A 23725-nucleotide genomic window follows, 5' to 3' on the forward strand; every position below is an offset into this window, starting at 1 on the left:
GCGGGAGCGACGATCCGGACCACAGCGGAGCGGGGACATGAAGATCTTGATTGTGGTCTTTGAAGCGGGACGGCCGGCGTCACCCCGAGCTGGGCGGCGCCGGCCGATCGTGAGGCTTCAGTGGGCGACCGGGCAGCCGCCGGTCAGCTTGCCGAGGAACGCGTTCGGGTCGTAGTAGTGCTCGACCTCGAGGAGCTTGAGATCGTCGTTGACCTTCGCGACGCTCATGCCGAACATCTCGATGGTCTTGTTGTTCGGCTGGTGGCCGTGGTACTCACCGTCGAACGAGCCCCAGTGACGCCACTTGAACGCGATGACCGGCGGCGGGCTGAGGACCTCGAGGACCTCCCAGTAGAAGCCGTTCGGGAACGCGCCGTGGAAGACGTCGTGCTGGCCGTCGAACGACTCCGGCTTGTAGAAGGCGCTGTCACCGATCAGCACGTTGTAGCTGCCCTGGTCGGCGATGTCCTGCGCGGAGGCCCAGCCGCCGCCGTTGATGTTGGTGCGGAAGTGCTCGGACACCATCGAGACCCAGGTCGCCGGATCCTTCTTGTGCGACACCTCCATCTCGAAGACCTGGACGATCGACTCGACGACGGCCTCGAGCGAGCCCGGCGCGTGGTCCGTGGTGCGCTGCCCGGGCATCACGACATGCGACAGGTGGTAGTCGGGGGTGCCGTGGCGGAACTCGGAGGGATCGGCGGCCTCGATGACGGCGTCCCGGCCCTGCAGCCACAACGGGGTTTCGGTCAAGATGTGGTCCTTCCAAGGAGGGGCAGGGGGCCTCCGTAAGGTCGCTTTGTGGTTACCCCCCGTAGTCCAAAAGCGATGATCACAGTATCCATCGTGGATCGATCGCGAAAGGCCCTATTGGTTACCACCTATTTTCAAAACGTCGCGCGTATTAACGAGTGACGAAGTCGAGCGCCTGCTCCAGGTCCGCCAGCAGGTCGTCCGGGTGCTCGATTCCCACGGCGATTCGGATGGTTCCGGGCGACAAATGCGATTCTGTCAGTTGTTCCGTGGTCAATTGCCGATGTGTGGTGCTCGCCGGATGCAGGATCAGCGACTGGGTGCTGCCCAGCGACGCGGCCGCCCGGATCACCCGGAGCCGGCTCATCAGCCGTACGCCCGCGTCGTGCCCGCCGGCCAGATCGAAGCAGAACGCGCCGGGAAAGCCGGTGATGTGCGCGGCAGCGCCCGGCTGCGGGCAGGTCACCCGGTCCACGGCCGGGTGCGTGGCGAGCCGGCCGGCGACCCGGGTGACGTTCGCGGCGTGCCGCTCCATCCGCAACCCCAGGGTGTGGAGACCGCGAATGATCAGCCACGCGGCGAACGGGTCGGCGGTCGTCCCGAACTCGACCGCGTGCTCCCAGACCTGCTCGTAGTGAGCCCGGTCGGCGAAGACCGCGAGCCCGCCGGTGACGTCCGAGTGGCCGCCCAGGAACTTCGTCGCCGAGTGCACCACGATGTCGGCGCCGTGCTCGATCGGGCGGCAGAAGATCGGCGTCGCGAACGTGTTGTCGACGACGGTCAGCACCCCGGCCTCCCGGGCGACCGGGGCGAGCGCGGGCAGGTCGCTGATGTGGCCGGTCGGGTTCGCGACGGTCTCCAGGTAGAGGACCTTCGTGCGCGGGGTCACGGCGGCGCGCAGCTCGGCGGGGTCCAGGCCGTCGATCCGCGTGACCTCGATGCCGAACCGGTTCTCCAGGTCGCGCAGTTGCGCGTGGGTGCCGCCGTAGACGTCGCGCTGGGCGATCACGTGGTCGCCGGTGCTGAGCAGGCTGTGCAGGAGCAGGCTGATCGCGCCCATGCCGGAGGACGTGGCGATCGCGGCGGCCCCGCCCTCCAGGTCTGCGACGGCGTTCTCCAGCGCGCGGACGGTCGGGTTGCTGAAGCGGGAGTAGGTGTAACCGCCGTCCGGGCCGTTCAACCCGTCGGCGATCAGCTCCGGGTCGTCGAACGCGAACGACGACGTCTGGTAGATCGGCACCGCCAGCGGGCTGCTCGTGGCCGGCGCCGGCGCCTCGATGTGGACCATGCGGGTGTCGGGATGCATGCTTCGATGCTCGCCGGGCGTGACCGGACGGGTACAGAGCCAATGCCGCTATATTGGTTCGTTGATGAGTCCAATCGAGCTCGCCGCCCGGCTCGGTCGCTGGTCAGCCGGTCGCGGGCCGCTCTACCTGCTGCTCGCCGGTCGCCTCCGGGCCCTGATCGACGACGGTGAGCTGCCACCCGGCACCGCGCTGCCGACAGACCGTGCGCTCGCCGCCGGGCTGGCCGCGGGGCGGACGACCGTGGTCGCCGCCTACGACCTGCTGCGCCAGGAAGGGCGGCTGGTCCGGCGGCAGGGGAGCGGGACGTGGGTGGCGGGCGCGCCGGCCGGGCCGCCCTCGGTGAGCACCGCCGAGCCGACGGTCAACCCGGTCTTCCTGAACCTGCTCGACCCGCCGGACCATGTGGCGCAGTTCGCCTGCGCGGGGCCGACCGGGGCGCCGCCCGCGGTGATCGCGGCCTACCGGACGGCGCTGGGTTCGCTGGGCGGGCCCGACCTGGGATATCACCCGGCCGGGCATCCGCTGCTGCGGGCCGCGCTGGCAGCCCGCTACTCCGCGCTGGGTGTGCCCACGACGGCGTCGCAGATCCTGGTCACCACGGGCGGGCAGCAGGGACTCGCCCTGCTGGCGCGGGCGTTGATCGCGCCCGGCGCCGAGGTGCTCGTGCAGGCGCCGACCTACCCCGGGGCGCTGGAGATCTTCCGCGAATCGGCTGCGGCTCTGCTGCCGATCAGAATCGGGACCCGCGCGTACGGCGATGGCCTCGCCCGCCGCCCGGCCCTCGCCTACCTGATCGCGCTGTGCCACAACCCGACCGGCCGGACGATGCCGCCCGCCGAGCGGCAGGAGGTCGTCGACGCGGCGCTGCGAGCAGAGGTTCCGCTGGTCGTCGACGACGTGCTGGCCGACCTGAGTTTCCCCGCGCCCGCCGCGCCTGCCATGTCCGCCGTGCCTGCCGCGTCCGCCGTGCCTGCCGTGCCCGCCGCCGTGCCGATGGCCGCGCTGGCACCCGAGGCGGACGAGCTGATCACCGTGGGTTCGCTCAGCAAACTGGTCTGGGGTGGCCTGCGGATCGGATGGGTGCGGGCGCAACCGGCGCTGATCAGTCGGCTCGCGCGGCTCAAAGCGGTGATCGACCTGGGCAGCGGCGTCCTCGACCAGCTCGCCGCCGTGGAGTTGATCGACCGCCTCGACGAGCTGATCGGCGAACGGTCCCGGCTGCTCGCCGCCCGGCACGATCATCTCTGTGCTGAGCTGCGGGAACACCTGCCGGAGTGGCGGTTCGAGCGGGCTGACGGCGGGCAGACGCTGTGGGTTCGGCTGCCGCACGGGGACGCCGCCTCGTATGCGCAGGCGGCGCTGCGCCACGGGGTCGCGGTGCTGGCCGGGGGATCACTCGACCCGTCCGGCGCGAGCCTCGACCACCTGCGCATCCCGTTCGTCGCGGAGCCCGAGGTGCTGAGCGCTGTCGTGCGGTCGATGGCCGGCGCGTGGCACGGATTCGCCGGCCGGGCGACGGGAAGTCTGCCGCCCCTGCCGGCGATCGCGGTCTGAGTCAGGACGCGGGGAGCTTCAGCGGCTCGGTGCGGTCGCCGCCCTCCGGCCCGCTGGATTCTTCCTTCTTGTCCGCGGGGTCATTCTTCGAGGTGGCCGGATCGGATGCGGACAGGACGGCGGTTGCCTCGTCGTTCTTGTCCTTCGCCGCCGGCTGAGCGGGGATCACCGTGGTCTTGTCGTCCGCGGCCGCTGCTTTTCCGGCCTCGGCGGCAATAGCTGAATTAGCGATAATGCCGGACTTATTAGTTTTCGGTGCTTCGGAAGTCGCGGGAACGGCGCCCCGGGCCGCCGCCGCGCCCGCAGGCTGCGCTCCGGCCGGTGTCGTAACGGGGGGCTGCGCGGCGGGCTTCACGATGCCCTGCTCCGGGATCGGCTTCGGGGTCGCCTCCGCGGCCGGCTTCGTGACGGCGAAGACCGTGGTGGTGTCGTCGCCGGCTGCGGTGACCTTCGGCCCGGCCGGGGTCGCGGGCGTCGCCGGGGTCGCGGGCGTCGCCGAGGTCGCCGCGGGGAAGGCCACCGTGGCATCCGCCGCCGGGGCGAGGGCCACCGTCCGGTCCGCCGCGGCCGTACGGGACATGGCCGAAGCCTGGGACGCGGCGGCCGCAGGCGTAGGCAGGACCTGGGTCCTGTCGGCCTGCTGCGCGGTGCGGAACACGGTCGTCTCCACGGCCGCGACGTTCGCGCCGGCGGCCACCTTGGCCGAGCCGCGGAACCGCCCGATCTCACCGATGATCGGCAGCACCGGCGGCTCGTAGCGCGCCCACCGGCGGGCGCTCAGCGCGGTGCAGAGCAGGGGCACGGCGAGCAGCGCGGCCAGTCCGTATCCCGGGCGGCTGAGGTCGAAGCCGTCCTTGACAACTTCGGGCGACCACACTCCGGCGTACGACTCCGGGTTGCTCCACGCCCAGTACGTCACCCCGAGGAACGTGGCCCCGGCGAGCGTCGGGCCGAGTGGCGAGATCGGCGAGAACGCCATGATCGCGAACAGGATGCCGGAGAAGATCAGCAGGAGCAGGCCGCTCAGCGACTCGGCGGTGAAGAAGTCCCGCCCGCGGCTGGTGAGGTCGTGCGTGAAGCCGACGCCGGCGAGGACCCAGACGGCGGGAGCGAGCACGAGGGCGTAGAGGATCGACCGGAGGTGGCGCATGATCCGGCAGGCTACCTCGCTCCGCCAAGAGCTTCCCGAGAGCCCGCCGGGAGCTGTCCGAGAGCCCGCCGAGAGCTGCCCCGGGAGCCCGCCAGGAGCCCGCCGAGCGCGCCGTAAGGTGCGGATATGGATGAAGAGCTCCCGGGGCGACCCACCGCACACGGCCGCGTCACGCTCAGCAAGATCATGACCGCGGTGGACGTGAACCTCTACGGCACGGTGCACGGCGGCGTGCTGATGAAGTTCCTCGACGACGTGGCGGGCGCCGCCGCCGCGCGGCACAGCGGGGGCACCGCGGTCACCGCCGCGATCGACGAGATCCTGTTCCTGGAGCCCGTCCGGGTGGGCGATCTCGTGCACGCGTACGCGCAGGTGAACTGGACCGGCACCAGCTCGATGGAGGTCGGCGTGAAGCTGGTCGCCGAGCGCTGGGACGCGGTCGGGCCGGCCATCCGGGTCGGGACCGCGTATCTGGTCTTCGTCGCCGTCGATGTGGCCGGCTCACCCCGTCCGGTTCCGCCTGTGGTGCCTTCCGACGTAGACGACCACCGTCGATTCAAGGAAGCATTGATCCGCCGTGACCATCGGCTGGCTCGCCGCGCCGCCATTCAGAAGGCGCGGGCTGAGTGAACGTTAAGGTGGGTGCATGACGACGGGCGCAGTCCTCTGGGAGCCGCCGGCAGATGTCCGGCAGACCTCGCGGATCGGCGATTATCTGGCCTGGCTGGAGCGCGAGCGGGGGCTGGCCTTCGCGGATTACGCGGCGCTGTGGGAGTGGTCGGTCACCGATCTGTCCGGGTTCTGGGGATCGATCTGGGACTACTTCGACGTCGTGGCCCACGATCCGCCCAGCGCCGTGCTGGCGGGCGCCGCGATGCCCGGGGCGACGTGGTTCCCCGGCGCGACGCTGAACTACGCCGAGAACGTGCTGCGCATGCCCGGCATCGGTGCGGACGAGCCGGTCGTCATGGCGTACTCGCAGAGTCGCGACCCGGTCGTCTGGACCGCACGGCAGTTACGCGAGCAGGTGCGCCGGGTGCGTGCCGGGCTGAGGGCCCGCGGCGTCGGCAAGGGGGACAGGGTCGCCGCCTACGCGCCGAACATCCCCGAGACGTACGTGTTGATGCTGGCCACGGCGAGCCTCGGCGCGATCTTCTCGTCGTGTGCGCCGGAGTTCGGCTCGCGCAGCGTGATCGACCGGTGGAGTCAGATCGAGCCGACGGTCCTGGTGGCGGTCGACGGCTACAGATATGGCGACAAGTCAGTCGATCGCCGGGCCGAGGTGGAGGCCATCACCGCGGCGCTCCCGTCCCTCGACCACGTCATCACGATCGGATACCTCAACGGCGGCGGCGACTGGGCGGAGTTGACCGGCGACGACGAGCTCGCCTTCGAGCCGGTCCCGTTCGACCACCCGCTCTACGTGCTCTACAGCTCCGGCACCACCGGCCTGCCCAAGCCGATCGTTCACGGACACGGCGGCATTCTGCTGGAGCATCTGAAGATCCTCGCGCTGCATCACGACCTGGGCCCGTCCGACCGCTTCTTCTGGTTCACCACCACCGGTTGGATGATGTGGAACTACCTGGTCAGTGGCCCGGCCGTCGGTTCCGCGATCGTCCTCTTCGACGGCAACCCGGGCTGGCCCTCGCTGAGCGCGCTCTGGGATCTGGTCGACGAGGCCGGGATCACGTACTTCGGCACGTCAGCTCCCTTCCTGATGGCCTGCCGCAAGGCCGGGCTGACCCCGCGCAAACGGCTCAAGGGCCTCGGTTCGACGGGCGCGCCGCTGCCTCCCGAGGGCTTCGCCTGGGTGTACGAATCGGTCGGCCGTGACCTGCAACTGCTCTCGCTCTCCGGCGGCACCGACGTCTGCACCGGCTTCGTCGGTGGCTCCCCGCTGCTCCCGGTCCGCGCCGGGGTGATCTCCGGCCGGAGTCTGGGCGCGCGCGTCGAGGCCTACGACCCGGAGGGCAAGCCGGTCGTCGGGGAGCTGGGCGAGCTGGTGATCACGGCGCCGATGCCGAGCATGCCGGTCGGGTTCTGGAACGACGCCGACGGTTCGCGCTACCGGGAGGCGTACTTCGACGTCTTCCCCGGGGTCTGGCGGCACGGCGACTGGATCACCATCGCCGCGGACGGCAGCTGCGTGATCACCGGTCGCTCCGACGCCACGCTGAACCGGGGCGGCGTGCGGCTGGGCACGTCGGAGTTCTACTCGGTCGTCGAGAGCCTGCCCGAGGTCGCCGACTGCCTGGTGGTGCACCTGGAGCGGGCCGACGACCCGAACGGCGAGCTGCTGCTCTTCGTCGTTCCCGCGGAGGGCGCCGAGGTCGACGACGCGCTGCGCGCCAAGATCGCCCGGGAGCTGCGCGGCGCCCTCTCCCCGAGGCACGTCCCGGACGCGATCCATGGGGTACGGGCGGTGCCGCGCACGCTGTCGGCGAAGAAGCTCGAGGTGCCGGTCAAGCGGATCCTCACCGGCACCCCGGTCGAGTCCGCCGCGGCGAAGGGCGCGCTGGCGAACCCGGAGTCACTCAACGCCTTCGCCGAGCTGGCGAGGACGCGGCTCACCCGGCCAGGACGAGACTGACCTTCTCGGCGTTCGCCCGGGCGTCCAGCTTGGTCTCGTCCAGGTTCGCGCAGAGCACCGCGGAAGCGCCCGCCACCAGCGGCGCGAGCAGCCAGTCCACCGGGTCCGGGTGGATCGTGACGTCGATCAGCACCCGGTCGCCGGCGCCGAAGCCGAGCTGGCTCGCCCGGTCCTCCGCGGCGGCCAGCGCGTCGGCGTGGCTGAGCTCGATCGGCCCGGCGAACGCCCGGTCGGCCGGCGCGACCGGCTGACCCCGGAAGTGGTCGCCGTGGTTGCGCACCTCGGTCACGAAGTCTGCGTAACCCGCCGGGACCTCGCGCAGCGGCATGGCCAGCGGGAGCAGGCCGGTCGCGTACCGGTCGGTGGTGGCCCAGGTGGCCGCCCGCTCGACCCGTTCCGGGGTGGTGAACAGCGCCTCGACGGGCTGCGGGTCACCGCCCAGATCGGCCAGATCGGCGGCCAGGCCGGCGGCCGACACGCCGAGCAGGATCGCGGCGGTCTGCCAGTGCGGCGGCAGCAGCAGCGCGACGGCGTCGCCGTGCCCCAGCCCGACGCCGTCGACGAGCAGGTTCGCCGTCTTGGACACCCAGTTGTCAAGGGTCGCGCCGGAGAGCTCGGCACGATCGCCGGTGGCGTCGTCATACCAGGTGAGCAGAGGTGCGGCCGGGTCGCGTCCGACCGCTGCCGCGAAGACCTGCGGAATGGTGATAGTCATTGACTCTCAGCCTAGGGGGTTACTCTCCGTGTTCGGTCGGGTGCGTCAGAACGGCATCGATTACGGCAACGTGCGGCAACCACCGGCGTCGCGGACACTTCCCCGAAGCGTTCCGGGCGTACGCTCGGGGTGGACGCCGGGTATCCACGGCGCCCGTGTTCCATCGCTGCATCGGTACGTCAGAGACGCCAAGGAGATGCCTCGTGACCCCCGGTCGCCCCCCGCGAGTGCTGGTCGACGCCACTAGTGTCCCCGCGGACAGAGGTGGTGTCGGCAGATATGTCGACGGATTGCTCGGCGCCCTCGGGCAGCTGGGCACGGATCGAGTGGACCTGGCCGTCGTCGCCCAGCGTTCGGATGCGGAGCGTTACCGCCGGATGCTTCCCGACGCCGAGGTGCTGCCCGGCCCGGCGGCTGTCGCGCACCGCCCGGCCCGGCTGGCCTGGGAGCAGACCGGCCTGCCGCTGCTCGTCCAGCAGGTCGGGGCGCAGGTGCTGCACTCGCCGTTCTACACCTGCCCGCTGCGGTCGAGCGTCCCGGTCACGGTGACCGTGCACGACGCGACGTTCTTCACCGAGCCGGAGCATTACGACAACACCAAGCGGACGTTCTTCCGCAGCGCGATCAAGACGTCACTGCGCCGCGCGGCCCGGGTGATCGTGCCCAGCAAGGCCACCCGCGACGAGCTGATCCGCCTCCTCGACGCCGACCCCACCAAGATCGACGTGGCGTACCACGGCGTCGACCAGGCGGCCTTCCACATGCCGACCGAGGAGGAGAAGGCCCGCGTCCGCGCCCGCCTCGGCCTCGGCGACTCGGGTTACGTGGCGTTCCTCGGCGCCAAGGAGCCGCGGAAGAACGTGCCGAACCTGATTCGCGGCTGGGCTCGCGCGGTGGCCGACTGGCCGCACCCGCCGGCCCTGGTGATCGCCGGTGGGCAGGGGCACGACGACGACATCGACCGGGCGGTCTCCGAGGTGCCGTCGCACCTGCGGCTGCTGCGCCCGGGCTATCTGCGCTACGCCGACCTGCCCGGCTTCCTCGGCGGCTCGCTCGTCGCCTGCTACCCGTCCTTCGGCGAGGGCTTCGGCCTGCCGATCCTGGAGGCGATGGCGTGCGGCACCCCGGTGCTCACCACGCCCCGGCTCTCGCTGCCCGAGGTGGGCGGGGATGCGGTGGCGTACACGACGGAGGCCCCCGAGCGGATCGCCGAGGACCTCGCCGACCTGCTGCACGACGAGCAGCGGCGGCAGACCCTGGCAAAGGCAGGCTTCGATCGGGCGAAGGAGTTCACCTGGGCATCCAGCGCGGAAGTCCATGTGGCCACGTGGAATCGGGTCGCCAACTGACCCTCTACTAAACTCCCGCCCATGAGCGACGAACAGAGTGCGCTGTACGGAGTGGTTCTGGCAGGTGGCACCGGAACACGCCTGTGGCCACTGTCCCGCGCCGGTCATCCCAAGTTCCTGCACCCGCTGACCGGGACCGAAGCCTCCCTTCTGCAGGCCACGGTGGACCGGTTGGACACACTTACCACCCCCGATCGGGTCTTCGTGGTGACCGGCGTGGCGCACGCCGCGGCGGTCTCCCGCCAGCTCACCTCGATGCCGGACGAGAACGTCCTGGTCGAGCCGTCGCCGCGGGACTCCTGTGCGGCGATCGCGCTGGCCGCGGCGGTGATCGCGCGCCGTGATCCGGAAGCGATCATGGGCTCGTTCGCCTCGGACCACCTGATCGCCGACAAGCCCGAGTTCGCGAACGTCATCCGCCGCGCCATGGTCGGCGCCAAAGAGGGTCTGCTGATGACCCTCGGCATCACGCCGACCCGCCCCGAGACCGGCTACGGGTACCTGCAGTGCGGCGGTGAGCTGCACGAGGGACCGGTGCTGCAGGTCGAGGAGTTTAAGGAGAAGCCGTCGTACGACGTCGCCGAGTCGTACGTGAAATCCGGCAACTACCTGTGGAACGCGGGCATGTTCGTCTGGCGCGTCGACGTGTTCCTCGCCGAGCTGGCCCGGCAGCAGCCGCAGCTGACCGCCGGCGTCAGCCGGATCGCCTCGGCGTGGGGCACCACCGAGCAGGAGGAGGTGCTCGGCGAGGTCTGGCCGACCCTGCCCCGCATCTCGGTGGACTACGCGGTGATGGAGGGCGCGGCCGCCGTCGGCCGGGTCGCCACCGTGCCGGGCGACTTCGGCTGGAACGACGTCGGCGACTTCCACACCCTCGGCGAGGTCCTCACCGCCGACCCGGCCGGCAACGTGGTCGTCGGCCACGAGACCGGGGTCGAGCGGCCCACCGTGCTGCTGCGCGACACGGAGAACCTGGTCGTCGTGCCCGGATCCGGCCGCCTGGTCGCCGCGATGGGCGTCCGCGACCTGGTCATCGTGGACACCGCCGACGCGGTGCTGATCTGCCCGCGCGAGCGCGCGCAGGAGGTCAAGAGCCTGGTCGACCAGCTCAAGGCGCGGGGCCAGCTCGGCTACATCTGATGGTTCAGGGCCGCCGCGGCGGCCCTGAACCCCTTTTCACCAGGCGACGACGCCCTGGTTGCTCGGCTGCAGTGTGCCGATCTGCAGCGACTTCATCGTGATGTCACTGCGTTCCGGGTTAGGGAAGCCTTCCAGGACGGCCACCGGCCCGTCGGTGGACGCCTCCAGGTTGTACCGCAGGGTGTTTCCGACTCCGCAGGTCTCGTCGGCCTTGCCGCAGGTGGCCCATTTGATGCCGGCGAAGGCCGAGGTGCCGGGCTTGACGGTGAACGTCTCGGCCGGACCGGGCTCGTTCACCTTCCTCGTCGGCACCTTCACCACCTCGTCGGCAGCGTTGACCAGCGAGATCGCCACCCACCCGTCGAGGGTGCAGCTGCTCTTGCCGCCATTGGTCAAGGTGACCAGGCCCGTCAGGGTGGTCCTGGTGCCGTCGGGCTGCAGGGTGACCGTGGTCTTCAGGTCCGCGCTGCGGCAGGCGGCCACGCTCGGGGAACCGGACTTCGTGGTGGGCTTGGTCGTCGCAGTGGCCTTGGCCGGTGTCGCGGGCGCCGAGGTGACGGCATCGGCGGGAGCCGTGGTGGCCGGGGCTGCGGCCGGCGCTTCGCTGTCGTCGCAGCCGGCCGCCACGCCGAGCACGAGCAGAGCCGGGACGGCGATCATCAGGGTCCGGATACGCATTTCCTGTCCTCCGGTCGTGGATCAACTGAGGACGAGCATGTCGGCTGGGCGGGCCGCCGGAGCGGACGATCCACCCCGACGGCACGAAGGCGGGAGATTCAGCCCAGACGGGCGTGCGCCGGGGCGATCTGCTGCACCACGCCGCTCGCGAGCGGGCTGGGCAGCGCGTCGGTGGCGAACCAGGCCAGCTCCGAGGACTCCTCGCTGATCTGCTCGACGGCGCCGGCCGGGGCGCGGAGCAGGAAACGTACGTCGAAATGAACTGAATCGGACGCGGGAGCACCCTCGGACGCGCCGCAGCGCACCTCGTGGATGTCGATGTCGATCGGCTCCGGATCGAGGACCAGCCCGTCGATGCCCGACTCCTCGGTCGCCTCGCGCAGCGCCGCGGCGGCCAGCGTCTCGTCGCTCGCCTCGCAGTGACCGCCGAGCTGCATCCACAGCCCCAGCCGCCCGTGCAGGCAGAGCAGGATCCGGCCGGCGTCGTCGACGATCAGCGAACTGGCGGTGACGTGACCGGCGCGGTGCGCGCGGGTCATCGCGTCCGGCCCGTCGGCGAGCAGGCCGAGCGTGCGTTTGCGGTTCAGCTCGGCGGCGTCGGACGTGGCGTTCCAGGTGGTCAGGACCCGGACGGCGTCCTCGTACAAACTCATGCTTCTCCGAATCTCAGCGTCGCGCCCTGGTCGTCGATCTCCAGACGCGTGGCAAAGCCCTCGGCGGCGAGAGCCGCGCGAAGGCGATGCGCGATGACGCCCAGCCGGATCAGGCCGGCCGGCTCGTCCCCGCCCGGAGTGAGGCGCATGTGGTCGAAGCTCCCCACGATCTGGGTGCCGGGCGTCGCCACGTCGCCGACCAGCTCCAGCGCCCGCTGCGCGGCGGCCATGCCGGCCTCCGGGTCGGCGAAGTCCCCGACCTGCGCGGCGTCCGTGATGACCGCGGCGTCGCGCAGGCCCTGCGCGTGGGCCTCGGCGGTGCCCAGACCGAACATGTCGCTCTCGGCGTCCCGGATCAGGACCCGCACGCCCGCGTCGGCGTCACTCACCCGGCGCGGATAGCCGCGCACGACCGCGACCGGCACCTGGTCACACTTGCCCTTGACCAATTCCGCCGCCGCGGACAGCTCGTCGACGACGGCCATCTGGGTCAAACTCAGCTCATTGCCGTACGGATCGATCTCGCCCCGATGGTCGAGAAGCGCGTCGATGCCGGACGCGCCGAGCGCCACGTCGGTCAGCCCGTTCCGCCAGGCCCGGCCCATCGTGTCGGAGACGATCACGGCCACGTCCAGCCCGCGCGCCGCGAGGTCGGCCCGCAGCCGGCGCGCGGACGCGTCCGAATCGGCCGGCAGCAGCACCAGGTGCGTCTTGTCCACGTTCGACGCGTCGATCCCGGCGGCCGCCATCACGAACCCGTGGTGGGTCTGCACGATCGTGGTCGGGCCGCGGCGGGCCACCACCCGGGCGGTCTCGGACTCCAGCGCCCGCACCCGGGCCTCGTCGCGTTCCGGGCCGTCGGCCGGCACCTCGACCAGGCGACCCTCCGCCTTCGACACGATCTTGCTGGTCACCACCAGCACGTCGTCGTCCCGCAGCCACGGCGCGGCGCCGGTGATCAGCTCGGCTAGATCGTCGCCCGGGGTGACGTCCCCGATGCCCTCGACCGGCAGAATCTCCAGCCTCATCGGGCCAGCTCCAGCGCGTCGGCGACCATCCTGGTGGTCAGCGTCTCGTCCTTCATCCAGAGCGGCACCGCGCGGGTGGTCACCCCGGGGATCTCGACGCCGGCGTCGGACGTGTCGACCAGCCAGCCGTCGAGCAGGCCGCCCTCGGCGCGCGGCCCGTACATCCGGCCGACGCCGGCCGCGCTGACCTCCACCTCGAGCGTGGCCAGGCACTTGTCGGCCATGCCCCGCACGGGTGAACCTCCGATGATCGGGGAGACCCCGACCACCGGGGCCCTGCCGTTGGCGACCGCGTCCCGAATCTCCGGCACCGCCAGGATCGGCGCGATGCTGACGACCGGGTTGCTCGGGGCGATCAGGACCACGTCGGCCTGCCCGAGCGCGTCGAGCACCCCGGCGGCCGGCTTGGCGTTCTCCGCGCCGCGGAAGACGAACCGGTGCGTCGGCACGTCACCGCGGTAGCGCACCCACCACTCCTGGAAGTGGATCGCCTTGCGCTCGCCGTCGACGTCGACCACGACGTGCGTCTCCAGCCGGTCGTCGGTGGCCGGGAGCATCGTGACGCCGGGCTGCCAGCGCTCGCACAGCGCGGCGGTGACCTGCGACAGCGGGTAGCCCGCGTTGAGCATGGTGGTGCGCACCAGGTGGGTGGCGGTGTCCTTGTCGCCGAGGCCGAACCAGGACGGCTCGACACCGTACTTCGCCAGCTCCTCCTTGACGACCCAGCTCTCGCCGACCCGCCCCCAGCCACGCCCCGGGTCGGCCGCCCCGCCCAGCGTGTACATCACGCTGTCCAGATCCGGGCAGATCTGCAACCCGTGCATCCGTACGTCGTCGCCGACGTTCACCACCGCTGTGACCTCGGCGCCGATGGCACGGGCGTGCGCGCGCACGCCGACGAGGAACCGGGCGCCGCCGATACCCCCGGTGAGGACCACGATCCGCATCAGCCCATCCTCTCCCACCCGCGTCGCCGGGCCGGTTGCCGGGTGGCGGTTTACTCTGGGCGGACCTCGATCACCGCACGACCGGGAGTAATCGTGACCAGTCCACCGCCGCCCACGCCGGCCGGGAACAAGCCGATCAGTCAGTACCTGGCGCCGCTGCGCGACCTCGCCGCGTACGTTCTGGTCGGCGCGCCGGCCGTGTTCGTGTTCGTCGCCGTGATCAACCTGTTCGGCGACAACTTCGGCAACCGTGCCACGGCCAGCTTCGGCAACTTCATCGGCCTGGAGACGATTCTCATGCCGCTGGCCGCGGTGCTGCTGGCACACGGTCTGAAGCCGACGCACCCGCGGGCCCGGCTGATCACGCTGGCCGCGCTGATCGAGTATGCGGTGATGGGCTTCTTCGCCGTCATCTTCGGCCTGCTCTTCGGTGTGATCAAGATTGCCTCGTACGACGCCGGTGAGGCGTTCGAGGCGCTGCTCGTGCGGGTCGCGTGGCTGGCGGTGTACGGGCTGGCGGCGTACGCGCTGTTCCAGATCTGGCGCGGCATCTACATGGTGCCGAAGCCGAAGGCGCCGCCCGGGGTTTACGGGCAGCCGCAGCCGCCGTTCGGCCAGCAGCCCTACGGACAGCCGTATGGTCAGCCGCCGTTCCCGGGTCAGCCGCCGTTCCCGGGGCAGCCGCAGCCGGGGACGTACGGGCAGCCGGCCGCCGCGCCCGCGCCGTCCTACCCGCCGGGCACCTACGGCCAGCCGCCGGTGCAGCCCGTCCCGCCGGTTCAGCCGCCCGTCCAGACGCCCGCGCAGCCGGCCTGGAACCAGCCGCTGGTCCCGACGCCGCCGCTGACCACGCCGCCGTCGTCCGCCCCGCCCGCGTCCGCTCCGCCGTTCTCCGCGCCGCCCGCCTCCGCGCCGCCCGCCTCCGCGCCGCCCGCCTCCGCGCCGCCCGCCTCCGCGCCGCCGGCCTCCGCGCCGCCGGCCTCCGCGCCGCCGGCCTCCGCGCCGCCGGCCTCGGCGCCGCCCGCTTCGGCGCCGCCCGCGCCGGCCGCGTTCCCGGCACAGCCAGCGCCGTTCGCCGAGCCCACCCAGGTCGTGCCGCGGGACGAACCGGCCCCCATCGACCGGACCGCCAAGCTGCCGGATGATCGTCCCGGCTTCGGTCCCGCCGACTCGGATCCGCCCCGCCACTGATATTCCCGTTGTCCACAGGCTCGGTGTGGTGTTTCACGACACTCGGCGGGCCTGTGGACGGCGGCGGCAGTCGAGACGATTCCGGTCTAGGTTGTTTCCGTGGTAGAGGTCAACCAGGCACCGACCGAGGCGAGCATCCGGCGCGCGTTGCGCCGCGCCGCCGACGGTAAAGCGATCGACGTCGACGAGGCGACCGCGCTGCTCGCGGCGACCGGCGACCAGTTCGACGAGTTGCTGGCGATCGCCGGCGGCATCCGCGACGCCGGGCTGCGCGAGGCCGGGCGGCCGGGCGTGGTGACCTTCTCGAAGAAGGTCTTCATCCCGCTCACCCGCCTCTGCCAGGACCGATGTCACTACTGCACGTTCGCCACCGTGCCGCATCGCCTGCCCGCCGCGTTCCTGGAGCGCGACGAGGTGCTGGAGATCGCCCGGCAGGGTGCCGCGCGGGGCTGCAAGGAGGCCCTGTTCACGCTCGGCGACCGTCCCGAGGAGCGCTGGCCGGCCGCCCGCCAGTGGCTGGACGAGCGGGGTTACGACTCCACCCTCGACTACGTGCGGGCCTGCGCCATCGCGGTGCTGGAGGAGACCGGCCTGCTGCCGCACCTCAACCCGGGCGTGATGAGCTGGGCCGAGCTGCAGCGGCTCAAGCCGGTCGCGCCGAGCATGGGCATGATGCTGGAGACCACCGCCACCCGGCTCTGGTCCGAGCCCGGCGGCCCGCACTACGGCTCACCCGACAAGGAGCCCGCCGTCCGCCTCCGGGTCCTCGAGGACTCCGGCCGGGTCGGCGTGCCGTTCACCACCGGCATCCTGATCGGCATCGGCGAGACCCCGGCCGAGCGGGTCGACGCGCTGTTCGCGATGCGCCGGGTGGCCCGCGAGTTCGGCCACATCCAGGAGATCATCATCCAGAACTTCCGCGCCAAGCCGGACACGGCGATGCGCGGGATGCCCGACGCGGAGCTGCGAGAGCTGGCCGCCACGGTCGCCGTCGGCCGGGTCATCATGGGCCCCCGGGCCCGCATCCAGGCCCCGCCGAATCTGATCGACGCCGAGTTCTCCCTGCTCTTGCGGGCCGGCATCGACGACTGGGGCGGGGTCTCGCCGGTGACGCCCGACCACGTCAACCCGGAGCGCCCGTGGCCGCAGATCGAGGTGCTCGCCGCCAGGTCGGCCGAGAGCGGCTTCACCCTGCGCGAGCGCCTCACGATCTACCCGGAGTATGTGCGGCGCAGCGACGAGGGCTGGCTCGACCCGCGCCTCGCTGCTCACGTGGCAGCCCTCGCCGGTCCTGACGGCCTGGCCCGGGAGGAGGCGATCCCGGTCGGCCGCCCCTGGCAGGAGCCGGAGGAGACGTTCGGCACCGGCCGCACCGACCTGCACACGGCCGTCGACACCGAGGGCCGCACGGGGGACCGGCGCTCCGACTTCGACTTCGTCTACGGGGACTGGGACGAGGTCGCCGCGCACGTCAAGAGCGCCCCGCAGACCGTGCCGACGGACGTGCTGGCCGGGTTGAAACTCGCCTCGACCGATCCCGCGGCGCTGCTGCTGCCGGAGCACGAGGACAAGGCGATGGCGCTGTTCGGTGCGGACGCGGGCGCGCTCGACGAGCTCGCCCGCATCGCTGATGACCTGCGGAAAGAGGTCAACGGCGACGACATCACGTACGTCGTGAACCGCAACATCAACTTTTCGAACGTCTGCTACGTGGGTTGCCGGTTCTGCGCGTTCGCCCAGCGGGAGAAGGACGCCGACGCGTACCGGCTCTCCGTCGAGCAGGTCGCCGACCGGGCCGAGGAGGCGTGGCGGGACGGTGCGTCCGAGGTGTGCATGCAGGGCGGCATCGATCCGAAGATGCCCGTCACGGCGTATGCGGACCTGGTCCGTGCCGTGAAGAAGCGCGTCCCGGGGATGCACGTCCACGCGTACTCGCCGATGGAGATCGTCACCGCCGCGTCCAAGGCCGGGGTGTCGCTCAAGGAGTGGCTCACCGAGCTGCGCGACGCCGGGCTCGGCACCATTCCGGGCACCGCGGCCGAGATCCTCGACGACGACGTGCGCTGGGTGCTGACCAAGGGCAAGCTGCCCGCCGCCACCTGGATCGACGTGGTCACCACGGCCCACCAGGTCGGCATCCGGTCCAGCTCCACGATGATGTATGGGCACGTCGACCACCCGCGGCAGTGGCTCGGCCACTTCCGGGTGCTCGCCGGGATCCAGGACGTGACCGGCGGCTTCACCGAGTTCGTGGCGTTGCCGTTCATCCACACGAACGCCCCGATCTACCTGGCCGGGATCGCCCGGCCCGGCCCGACCTGGCGGGAGAACCGGGTCGTCCACGCGATGGCGAGGATCTTGCTGCACGGGCGCATCGACAACATCCAGTGCTCCTGGGTGAAGCTGGGCGACGAGGGCACCCGGGTGATGCTCAACGGCGGCTGCAACGACCTGGGCGGGACGCTGATGGAGGAGACGATCTCCCGGATGGCCGGCTCGGAGCACGGCTCGGCGCGGACCGTCGTCGAGCTCAAAGAATTGGCGGCAGCCGCGGGCCGGCCCGCTGTCGAGCGGACGACGGTCTACGGCCGCCGCTGACCCGTCACCGTCCCGGGGCTGGCTCCCAGGGGTCTTTCCGAGGGCTCAAAGACCCCTGGAGCCCAGCCGGGACCGCACGCCCGCGCGCGGTGTTCAGCTGAGACCGCACGCCTGTGCGCGATGTTGAGCCGGGACCGCGCGCCCGTGCGGCGTGTTCAGCCGGGTCCGCGCGCCTGTGCGGCATGTTCAGCCGCCGCGTGGCGATCGCTGCTGCCCGGCTCGGCTTGTCCGAGCTGGGTGGTGTTGCTCCCGCTGCTGTCGCGCTCCCGGCTGGTTCTCCGGTGTCCTTCGTGGCGCTGAAGCACCCCTCACCGCCAGCCGACAGAGCGACAGGGCCGTGCCGGGCGGGTGGGGATTGACACGGAAGTTGAAGGTTTCGATTTCGGGACAGGTGGGGATTCGGCGCCCCGACCGGACCGTCCGGGACCGTTTGGACCGTCTCATCACGCCGGTCGCGGGCGGACTGTCCCGGGTGGCGCGCGGACCCTCCGCGACCGCGTTACCGGTGAGTAGAAGGAGCCCTGCGGGACAAGCGTCCGACCTGTTCGGGACGGGAATCGGTGGTGGTGGGGACGCGGTCGCATGACCCCCCTTCTGGTCAGGTAACAAAACGGGTTAAATTGGACGCGTAGGTAGACGCTCGCGTTACCTCCCGGTGGCTCCGGGAGATAGGGCAGGAACGGGACCTCGACGCGCCGTGGCGCCGAGGGGAAACGGGCCCATTTATCAGGTTCGGCTTGACGACGCACGTCTTACACGCGTGTAATTTTGGTGGGGTTGTGGGGACGATGTGCGACTTTTGCGTCGAACCCACAGAAACACGCCGCGTGCGTGGGGGGTCAGTGCCGGCATCGCTGCCGGCGCAGAAATTTGGAGGCACGCCGATGGAAGCGCAGGTTGAAGGGGTAGACCTGCTCGGGGACGCGCCCGAGTGGCAGGAGCGGGCGCTGTGTTCACAGACCGATCCGGAGGCCTTCTTCCCGGAGAAGGGCGGATCGACGCGCGAGGCCAAGCGCATCTGCGGCCGCTGTGAGGTCAAGGCCGAATGTCTGGAGTATGCACTCGGTCATGACGAGCGTTTCGGGATCTGGGGTGGACTGTCCGAACGTGAACGTCGCAAGTTGAAGCGCCGCGTCGCCTGATCGCGGCAGGTCCGGCAGTTCGCGCGAGGGGGCACGGCAGTCCGGACGGGTGCGGCAGCACGTGGGCTGCGGCCGTACCACAGCAGGTGATCGCGCGGCCGTACCACAGCAGGTGATCGCGCGGCCGTGCCGCGGCAAGGATCGCGCGGCCGTACCACAGCAGTGACCGTGCTGAGGCGGAACGCGTCGGCCGCAAGAACCGTTGCACCGCAGGGCCGGCCCGGCTTTCACCGGAGGGAACCGCAGACCGGGAGCGGCCCGGAGCGGATTGTCGGCAGCCGCCGAACCGGCCGCCGGGCGAACACGGGGCACGGCCGACCGTGCCGGAGGCGTCAGGCCAGCTCGTCCGGGTCGACGCCGAGCAGGTTGGCAACCTGCTCGATGATCACGTCGTGGACGAGGTCGGCGAGGTCCTCCCGGTCCATCGCCCGGAACTCCAGCGGGCGCCGGTACAGCACGATCCGTGGCGGCAGCTCGTGTCGCCCCGGGCGGCCGGGCAGCAGCCGGGCCAGGGGCACCTCGCCGTCCTCGAGCACGTCCGAGTCGTAGACGTTGAGCTCGGGCGGCACGTCCTCGACCGCGAACTCGACGCCCGCGAGCTCCTTCGCATAGCGGCGTTCCAAGCTCTCGACGGTGTCCAGCACCAGGTCGTCGAAGATCTCCGCCTTGGTGCGGGCCAGGGGCACGGTCGCCGGCACCAGGCGGCCCCGCAGGCCACGGCCGTGCCGATCGCGCCGCGCCGGATGACCCGGGCCGGAGGTGCGCGCCGCCTTGGGATCGGTGCGACGGCGTTCGGGGCTGGTGGTCACCTCGTGAGCGTATCCCCACCCGGGCGACATCCGTGGTCAGCCCGTTCCTCACCGTGTGTCCCGGGCGTTAATTCGTCCCATCGAGACGGCGTGTCGGGGCACCATGGCCGAATCGTGATGCATCACGGGTCGGCGTGTCGCGGGGTAACGCTCCCCAGAAGGCCCGGCGGAGAGATAACGTGCCGCCGTGAGGTCACCACGGCGCTGCTCCCGGAACGGCTGTCCCCGACAGGCGGTCGCCACCCTGACCTACGTCTACAGCGATTCGACCGCTGTCGTCGGTCCGCTCGCGGCGTTCGCCGAACCCCATACGTACGACCTCTGCGAGCCGCACGCCCGCAGCCTCACCGCCCCCCGAGGCTGGGAGCTGGTCCGCCACGACGGCGACTTCGCGCCGCCGCCCCCCACCACCGACGACCTGGTCGCCCTGGCCGAGGCCGTCCGTGAGGCGGCCCGTCCGGCGCCGCCCCAGCGCCCGGACACCCAGGACCAGCAGCCCGGCCACCAGACCGGCCGCCGCGGCCACCTGCGCGTCATCCCGCCCTCTCACTAGCGACCCGCCGGAACGACGCGGCAAGACGCCCGCCGGAACGACGCGGCAAACGCGCCCGCCCGAATGACGCGGGCAGCGCCTGCCCAAGCGACGCGGGCAGCGTTCGCCGGAACGACACGGCCGGCGCCCCGAGTGTGCCTCAACTCACAAGGCGCACCGGAGAGCCGGCCGGGAGTGGCGCCGCTGTCAGCGCCGGATGGGCCCGGAGCCGGTCACGGCAGCGCGATCAGCTTGAAGCGGCTCTTCAGCCACGGGAGCAGCACCCCATACGCCTTGATCGTGTCCGGCTGCGCATAGTCGTGCGACAGCACGATCGCCCCGGCGTGGGTCCGCTTCTTCACCGAGTTGATCACCCGGGAGGTGTGCGCCCCGTCGGACTCCTCGCGCCCGTGCTCCCAGTCCCGCGGGTCGACCTTCCAGTAGATCGACTTCATGCCGAGTTCCTTGGCGACCTTCACGACGTCCGGCGTGAAGTTGCCGCCGGGCGCACGGAAGTACTTGATCTGCGCCCCGGGAACGGCGGCCTGGATGGCGTCGTTCGTCCGCTTCATGTCGGCGCGGATCTCGGCGGTCTTCTTCTTGCCGAGCTTCAGGTCGTGGTTCCAGGTGTGGTTGCACAGGGCGTGCCCACCGGCCACGATCTTGCGGACCAGGTCGGGGTGGCTCTTCACGTTCTCGCCGACCAGGCAGAACGTCGCCTTGACGTGCTGCTTGGCGAGCATGTTGAGCAACGCCGGGGTGTTGGCCGGGTCGGGGCCGTCGTCGAAGGTGAGCGCGACGCCCTTGCCGCCGGTGGTGAGCAGGCTGCCGGCCGGGCCGGTGCGCGCGGCGGGCTTCTTCGGCTTGCTCTTGCCGGGGACGGTGGTCTTCTCGGTGCGTGGTGCGGACGGCGTCGTCGGCGCCGGGGCGGACGGGGCCGGGGCCGTGCTCGCGGCCGGGGCAGTGCTGGGTGCGATCGCTGCCGGTGGGGCCGCCTCGGAGTGGGACGACTGGGCGGCAGCCGCCTGGCCGAGAAGTCCCGCCATGACCAGCGACATACTGATCAACAGGGCCTTCCGGGTGTGGGACAGCCGCATCGATTACCTCCCCAGATCATCGGCGACTGACGAGGATGCCTGGGGAATCGGCAGTCCGCCAAGTCCCATGAGCATCCTTCGCGCTGATTTCGCTACATGTTCGCTTCGGTCGTCGTATCCTCCAACACTCGCGCCACCCCGCACGCATGACCGTAAATGTCCCGAATTGATGGCAATGCGCGTGCGACCGGTCTTCACTCCGAGTATCGGCCCGCAACCGCCGCGCGACTCCACCGCTCACCCGCGCGGGCGTGCCATCCTTCGCCGGTCGTGTGACACGTGTCTCGCAAGCGGTCGACGGATCGAAGATCCACCCCTTGCCCGTACGAGATGAGCACCGAGCCGGACGCAGCCGTGAGCACCAGCCCGACCGCTCGAGCTGGTGCTCAGGGTTGTTTCCCGGCCCGCGAAGCACCCGTGTGCACCAGCCGGGGCCGTGCGGCGCGGCCGGGAGCCGATGGCGGGGAGACGGCGCGGGGACACGCACAGGGCCTTACGTCGTGACGGGCGTCGTCACGACGTACGGCAAAGGGGGTCAATGGCGAAGCGAAGCGAGCTCCTCCTCCGTCAGCAACCGTGAGCGGATCAGGAACCGCACCCCCTCCGGCGCCTCCAGCGAGAACCCGGCGCCGCGGCCGGGCACGACGTCGACGGTCAGATGGGTGTGCTTCCAGAGCTCGAACTGCGCGGCCGACATCCAGAACGTGACGGGCTCCGGCACCCCCTCGACGGCCAGGGACTCGAGCAGCACGTCGGAGCGGCCGGTGCGGAACTCGCCCTCCGGGAAGCACATCGGCGAGCTGCCGTCGCAGCAGCCGCCGGACTGGTGGAACATCAACGGCCCGTGTTGCTCCCGGAGCCGCCGCAGGAGGCCGGCGGCCGCGGGAGTCACGTCAACCCTGGTGGCCATGATCGGCCGCATCGTGGCGGAGCGAGGCGCGGGGGAGCGTGGCCATCTCTAGAAGAACCCCATGGCCTTGGGGGAGTAGCTGACCAGCAGGTTCTTCGTCTGCTGGTAGTGGTCGAGCATCATCCGGTGGTTCTCCCGGCCGATGCCGGACTGCTTGTAACCGCCGAACGCGGCGTGCGCCGGGTACAGGTGGTAGCAGTTGGTCCAGACGCGTCCGGCCTTGATCGCGCGTCCGGCCCGGTACGCCTTGTTGATGTCGCGCGTCCACACTCCGGCCCCGAGGCCGTAGAGCGAGTCGTTGGCGATCTTGATGGCGTCGTCGAAGTCGGCGAACGGGGTGACCGAGACGACCGGCCCGAAGATCTCCTCCTGGAAGATCCGCATCGCGTTGCGGCCCTCGAAGATCGTCGGCTGCACGTAGTAGCCGCCGTTGAGGTCTCCGCCGAGGTCCGCGCGCCCGCCGCCGGTCAGCGCCTTCGCGCCCTCCTGCCGGCCGATGTCCAGGTACGACAGGATCTTCTCCAGCTGGTCGTTGGAGGCCTGCGCCCCGACCTGCGTGTCGGTGTCCAGCGGGTTGCCCTGCTTGAGGTTCTCCACCCGCTTCACGCCCGCGGCCAGGAAGTCCTGGTAGTGGCTCTGCTGGATCAGCGCACGACTCGGGCAGGTGCAGACCTCGCCCTGGTTGAGCGCGAACATCGAGAAGCCCTCGAGCGCCTTGTCGTAGAAGTCGTCGTCGGCGCCGCTGACGTCGTCGAAGAAGATGTTCGGGCTCTTGCCGCCGAGCTCCAGCGTGACCGGGATCAGGTTCTCCGAGGCGTACTGCATGATCAGCCGCCCGGTCGTGGTCTCGCCGGTGAACGCGATCTTGGCGACCCGGTTCGAGGAAGCGAGCGGCTTGCCGGCCTCGACGCCGAAGCCGTTCACGATGTTCACCACGCCGGCCGGGAGCAGGTCGCCGATCAGCGAGAACAGGTAGTGGATCGAGGCCGGGGTCTGCTCGGCCGGCTTGAGCACGACGGCGTTGCCGGCGGCCAGGGCGGGCGCGAGCTTCCAGACCGCCATCAGGATCGGGAAGTTCCACGGGATGATCTGGCCGACCACGCCGAGCGGCTCGTGGAAGTGGTAGGCGACGGTGTCCTCGTCGATCTGGCCCGCGCTGCCCTCCTGGGCCCTGATACAGCCCGCGAAGTAGCGGAAGTGATCGATCGCGAGCGGGAGGTCGGCGGCGAGCGTCTCCCGGATCGGCTTGCCGTTCTCCCAGGCCTCGGCGAGGGCCAGCTTCTCCAGGTTCTGCTCCATCCGGTCGGCGATCCGGTTGAGGACGGTGGCGCGTTCGGCCGGGGAGGTGCGGCCCCAGGCGCCGGCCGCGCCGTGCGCCGCATCGAGCGCCCGCTCCACGTCGGCCTCGGTGCCCCTGGCGACCTCGGTGAAGGCCTGACCGTTGACCGGGCTGGGGTTCTCGAAGTACTGCCCCCGGGCCGGCGGGACGTACTCGCCGCCGATGTAGTGGTCGTAGCGGGACTGGTAGCTGACGATGGCGCCGTCGGAACCGGGCGGGGTGTAGATGGTCACGGTCTCG

Annotated in this window: 21 protein-coding genes; 9 read left to right on the forward strand and 12 right to left on the reverse strand. The window is 71.0% G+C overall.

The features are described from left to right. Positions 1–117: 117 nt before the first annotated feature. Both Acy02nite_RS10625 and Acy02nite_RS10630 read right to left on the reverse strand, forming a co-directional pair. A complete protein-coding gene (locus Acy02nite_RS10625) occupies positions 118–753 on the reverse strand; it encodes a SnoaL-like polyketide cyclase (protein ID WP_203739780.1) in 636 nt (211 codons plus the stop codon). Between the two features lie 151 nt (positions 754–904). Continuing rightward, positions 905–2059, reverse strand: a complete 1155-nt coding sequence (locus Acy02nite_RS10630) for a trans-sulfuration enzyme family protein (RefSeq protein WP_203739781.1) — start codon at positions 2057–2059, stop codon at positions 905–907. Positions 2060–2123: 64 nt separating this feature from the next. Here Acy02nite_RS10630 and Acy02nite_RS10635 point away from each other — a divergent pair, with 64 nt between their 5' ends. Beyond that, positions 2124–3614 (forward strand): aminotransferase-like domain-containing protein, encoded by a 1491-nt coding sequence (locus Acy02nite_RS10635; protein ID WP_203739782.1) that lies wholly within the window; start codon positions 2124–2126, stop codon positions 3612–3614. A 1-nt stretch (position 3615) separates the two neighbouring features. Here Acy02nite_RS10635 and Acy02nite_RS10640 read toward each other — a convergent pair whose 3' ends face one another. Beyond that, positions 3616–4764: a hypothetical protein gene (locus Acy02nite_RS10640; RefSeq protein ID WP_203739783.1), complete on the reverse strand. Its 1149-nt coding sequence runs from the start codon at positions 4762–4764 to the stop codon at positions 3616–3618. 126 nt (positions 4765–4890) lie between these two features. On the opposite strand from Acy02nite_RS10640, the gene Acy02nite_RS10645 reads away from it, so the two are divergent. Then, positions 4891–5394 (forward strand): acyl-CoA thioesterase, encoded by a 504-nt coding sequence (locus tag Acy02nite_RS10645; RefSeq protein ID WP_203739784.1) that lies wholly within the window; start codon positions 4891–4893, stop codon positions 5392–5394. Positions 5395–5410: 16 nt separating this feature from the next. Beyond that, positions 5411–7357, forward strand: a complete 1947-nt coding sequence (locus Acy02nite_RS10650) for an acetoacetate--CoA ligase (protein ID WP_203739785.1) — start codon at positions 5411–5413, stop codon at positions 7355–7357. Here the strand turns inward: Acy02nite_RS10650 and Acy02nite_RS10655 are convergent. After that, complete coding sequence (locus Acy02nite_RS10655; RefSeq protein WP_203739786.1) at positions 7335–8072, reverse strand: TIGR03089 family protein; 738 nt, start codon at positions 8070–8072, stop codon at positions 7335–7337. The genes Acy02nite_RS10650 and Acy02nite_RS10655 overlap by 23 nt on opposite strands. 203 nt (positions 8073–8275) lie before the next feature. Between Acy02nite_RS10655 and Acy02nite_RS10660 the strand changes: the two genes are divergently transcribed. Both Acy02nite_RS10660 and Acy02nite_RS10665 read left to right on the forward strand, forming a co-directional pair. Then, a complete protein-coding gene (locus Acy02nite_RS10660; protein WP_203739787.1) occupies positions 8276–9421 on the forward strand; it encodes a glycosyltransferase family 4 protein in 1146 nt (381 codons plus the stop codon). A gap of 21 nt (positions 9422–9442) precedes the next feature. Further along, complete coding sequence (locus Acy02nite_RS10665) at positions 9443–10561, forward strand: mannose-1-phosphate guanylyltransferase (RefSeq protein ID WP_203739788.1); 1119 nt, start codon at positions 9443–9445, stop codon at positions 10559–10561. A gap of 36 nt (positions 10562–10597) precedes the next feature. On the opposite strand, the gene Acy02nite_RS10670 is transcribed toward Acy02nite_RS10665, so the two are convergent. The 4 genes from Acy02nite_RS10670 to cofD form a co-directional block, all read right to left on the reverse strand. Further along, positions 10598–11239 (reverse strand): DUF4232 domain-containing protein, encoded by a 642-nt coding sequence (locus tag Acy02nite_RS10670; RefSeq protein WP_203739789.1) that lies wholly within the window; start codon positions 11237–11239, stop codon positions 10598–10600. A gap of 98 nt (positions 11240–11337) precedes the next feature. After that, on the reverse strand, positions 11338–11892 hold the full coding sequence (locus Acy02nite_RS10675; protein ID WP_203739790.1) for an NUDIX hydrolase: 555 nt from the start codon (positions 11890–11892) through the stop codon (positions 11338–11340). Continuing rightward, on the reverse strand, positions 11889–12920 hold the full coding sequence (locus tag Acy02nite_RS10680) for a coenzyme F420-0:L-glutamate ligase (RefSeq protein ID WP_203739791.1): 1032 nt from the start codon (positions 12918–12920) through the stop codon (positions 11889–11891). The genes Acy02nite_RS10675 and Acy02nite_RS10680 overlap by 4 nt, the downstream gene beginning before the upstream one ends. Continuing rightward, complete coding sequence (gene cofD, locus Acy02nite_RS10685; RefSeq protein WP_203739792.1) at positions 12917–13867, reverse strand: 2-phospho-L-lactate transferase; 951 nt, start codon at positions 13865–13867, stop codon at positions 12917–12919. Before cofD ends, Acy02nite_RS10680 begins: the two co-directional genes overlap by 4 nt. Positions 13868–13960: 93 nt before the next feature. Here cofD and Acy02nite_RS10690 point away from each other — a divergent pair, with 93 nt between their 5' ends. The 3 genes from Acy02nite_RS10690 (at position 13961) to Acy02nite_RS10700 (ending at position 18798) form a co-directional block, all read left to right on the forward strand. After that, the gene (locus Acy02nite_RS10690; protein WP_203739793.1) at positions 13961–15058 is read left to right on the forward strand and encodes a hypothetical protein; all 1098 of its coding nucleotides are present in this window, start codon (positions 13961–13963) and stop codon (positions 15056–15058) included. A gap of 99 nt (positions 15059–15157) precedes the next feature. Continuing rightward, complete coding sequence (locus Acy02nite_RS10695) at positions 15158–17656, forward strand: bifunctional FO biosynthesis protein CofGH (protein WP_203739794.1); 2499 nt, start codon at positions 15158–15160, stop codon at positions 17654–17656. A gap of 884 nt (positions 17657–18540) precedes the next feature. Then, positions 18541–18798, forward strand: coding sequence for a WhiB family transcriptional regulator (locus Acy02nite_RS10700; RefSeq protein WP_014688021.1), 258 nt, complete (start codon positions 18541–18543; stop codon positions 18796–18798). Between the two features lie 332 nt (positions 18799–19130). Here Acy02nite_RS10700 and Acy02nite_RS10705 read toward each other — a convergent pair whose 3' ends face one another. Next, the gene (locus Acy02nite_RS10705) at positions 19131–19607 is read right to left on the reverse strand and encodes a metallopeptidase family protein (protein ID WP_425548121.1); all 477 of its coding nucleotides are present in this window, start codon (positions 19605–19607) and stop codon (positions 19131–19133) included. 187 nt (positions 19608–19794) lie between these two features. Here Acy02nite_RS10705 and Acy02nite_RS10710 point away from each other — a divergent pair, with 187 nt between their 5' ends. After that, positions 19795–20160 carry a DUF3499 domain-containing protein gene (locus Acy02nite_RS10710; RefSeq protein WP_203739795.1) on the forward strand — a complete coding sequence of 122 codons (366 nt, stop codon included), beginning with the start codon at positions 19795–19797 and terminating at the stop codon, positions 20158–20160. Positions 20161–20372: 212 nt separating this feature from the next. Here Acy02nite_RS10710 and Acy02nite_RS10715 read toward each other — a convergent pair whose 3' ends face one another. The 3 genes from Acy02nite_RS10715 to adh all read right to left on the reverse strand — a co-directional run bounded on the left by Acy02nite_RS10715 (position 20373) and on the right by adh (position 23718). Further along, a complete protein-coding gene (locus Acy02nite_RS10715) occupies positions 20373–21236 on the reverse strand; it encodes a polysaccharide deacetylase family protein (RefSeq protein WP_203739796.1) in 864 nt (287 codons plus the stop codon). Positions 21237–21771: 535 nt separating this feature from the next. Continuing rightward, positions 21772–22146 (reverse strand): DUF779 domain-containing protein, encoded by a 375-nt coding sequence (locus Acy02nite_RS10720; RefSeq protein ID WP_203739797.1) that lies wholly within the window; start codon positions 22144–22146, stop codon positions 21772–21774. A 48-nt stretch (positions 22147–22194) separates the two neighbouring features. Beyond that, positions 22195–23718, reverse strand: coding sequence for an aldehyde dehydrogenase (gene adh, locus Acy02nite_RS10725; protein ID WP_203739798.1), 1524 nt, complete (start codon positions 23716–23718; stop codon positions 22195–22197). Positions 23719–23725 lie beyond the last annotated feature (7 nt).

The sequence above is a fragment of the Actinoplanes cyaneus genome (genome assembly GCF_016862095.1).
Lineage (GTDB): Bacteria > Actinomycetota > Actinomycetes > Mycobacteriales > Micromonosporaceae > Actinoplanes > Actinoplanes cyaneus.

Bases quoted from the DNA above. Each gene is read 5' to 3' on its own strand.
- Acy02nite_RS10630 (WP_203739781.1), bottom strand. From the start codon at position 2,059: ATGCATCCCGACACCCGCATGGTCCACATCGAGGCGCCGGCGCCGGCC.
- Acy02nite_RS10635 (WP_203739782.1), top strand. From the start codon at position 2,124: ATGAGTCCAATCGAGCTCGCCGCCCGGCTCGGTCGCTGGTCAGCCGGT.
- Acy02nite_RS10640 (WP_203739783.1), bottom strand. From the start codon at position 4,764: ATGCGCCACCTCCGGTCGATCCTCTACGCCCTCGTGCTCGCTCCCGCC.
- Acy02nite_RS10645 (WP_203739784.1), top strand. From the start codon at position 4,891: ATGGATGAAGAGCTCCCGGGGCGACCCACCGCACACGGCCGCGTCACG.
- Acy02nite_RS10650 (WP_203739785.1), top strand. From the start codon at position 5,411: ATGACGACGGGCGCAGTCCTCTGGGAGCCGCCGGCAGATGTCCGGCAG.
- Acy02nite_RS10655 (WP_203739786.1), bottom strand. From the start codon at position 8,072: ATGACTATCACCATTCCGCAGGTCTTCGCGGCAGCGGTCGGACGCGAC.
- Acy02nite_RS10665 (WP_203739788.1), top strand. From the start codon at position 9,443: ATGAGCGACGAACAGAGTGCGCTGTACGGAGTGGTTCTGGCAGGTGGC.
- Acy02nite_RS10670 (WP_203739789.1), bottom strand. From the start codon at position 11,239: ATGCGTATCCGGACCCTGATGATCGCCGTCCCGGCTCTGCTCGTGCTC.
- Acy02nite_RS10675 (WP_203739790.1), bottom strand. From the start codon at position 11,892: ATGAGTTTGTACGAGGACGCCGTCCGGGTCCTGACCACCTGGAACGCC.
- Acy02nite_RS10680 (WP_203739791.1), bottom strand. From the start codon at position 12,920: ATGAGGCTGGAGATTCTGCCGGTCGAGGGCATCGGGGACGTCACCCCG.
- cofD (WP_203739792.1), bottom strand. From the start codon at position 13,867: ATGCGGATCGTGGTCCTCACCGGGGGTATCGGCGGCGCCCGGTTCCTC.
- Acy02nite_RS10700 (WP_014688021.1), top strand. From the start codon at position 18,541: ATGGAAGCGCAGGTTGAAGGGGTAGACCTGCTCGGGGACGCGCCCGAG.
- Acy02nite_RS10715 (WP_203739796.1), bottom strand. From the start codon at position 21,236: ATGCGGCTGTCCCACACCCGGAAGGCCCTGTTGATCAGTATGTCGCTG.
- Acy02nite_RS10720 (WP_203739797.1), bottom strand. From the start codon at position 22,146: ATGGCCACCAGGGTTGACGTGACTCCCGCGGCCGCCGGCCTCCTGCGG.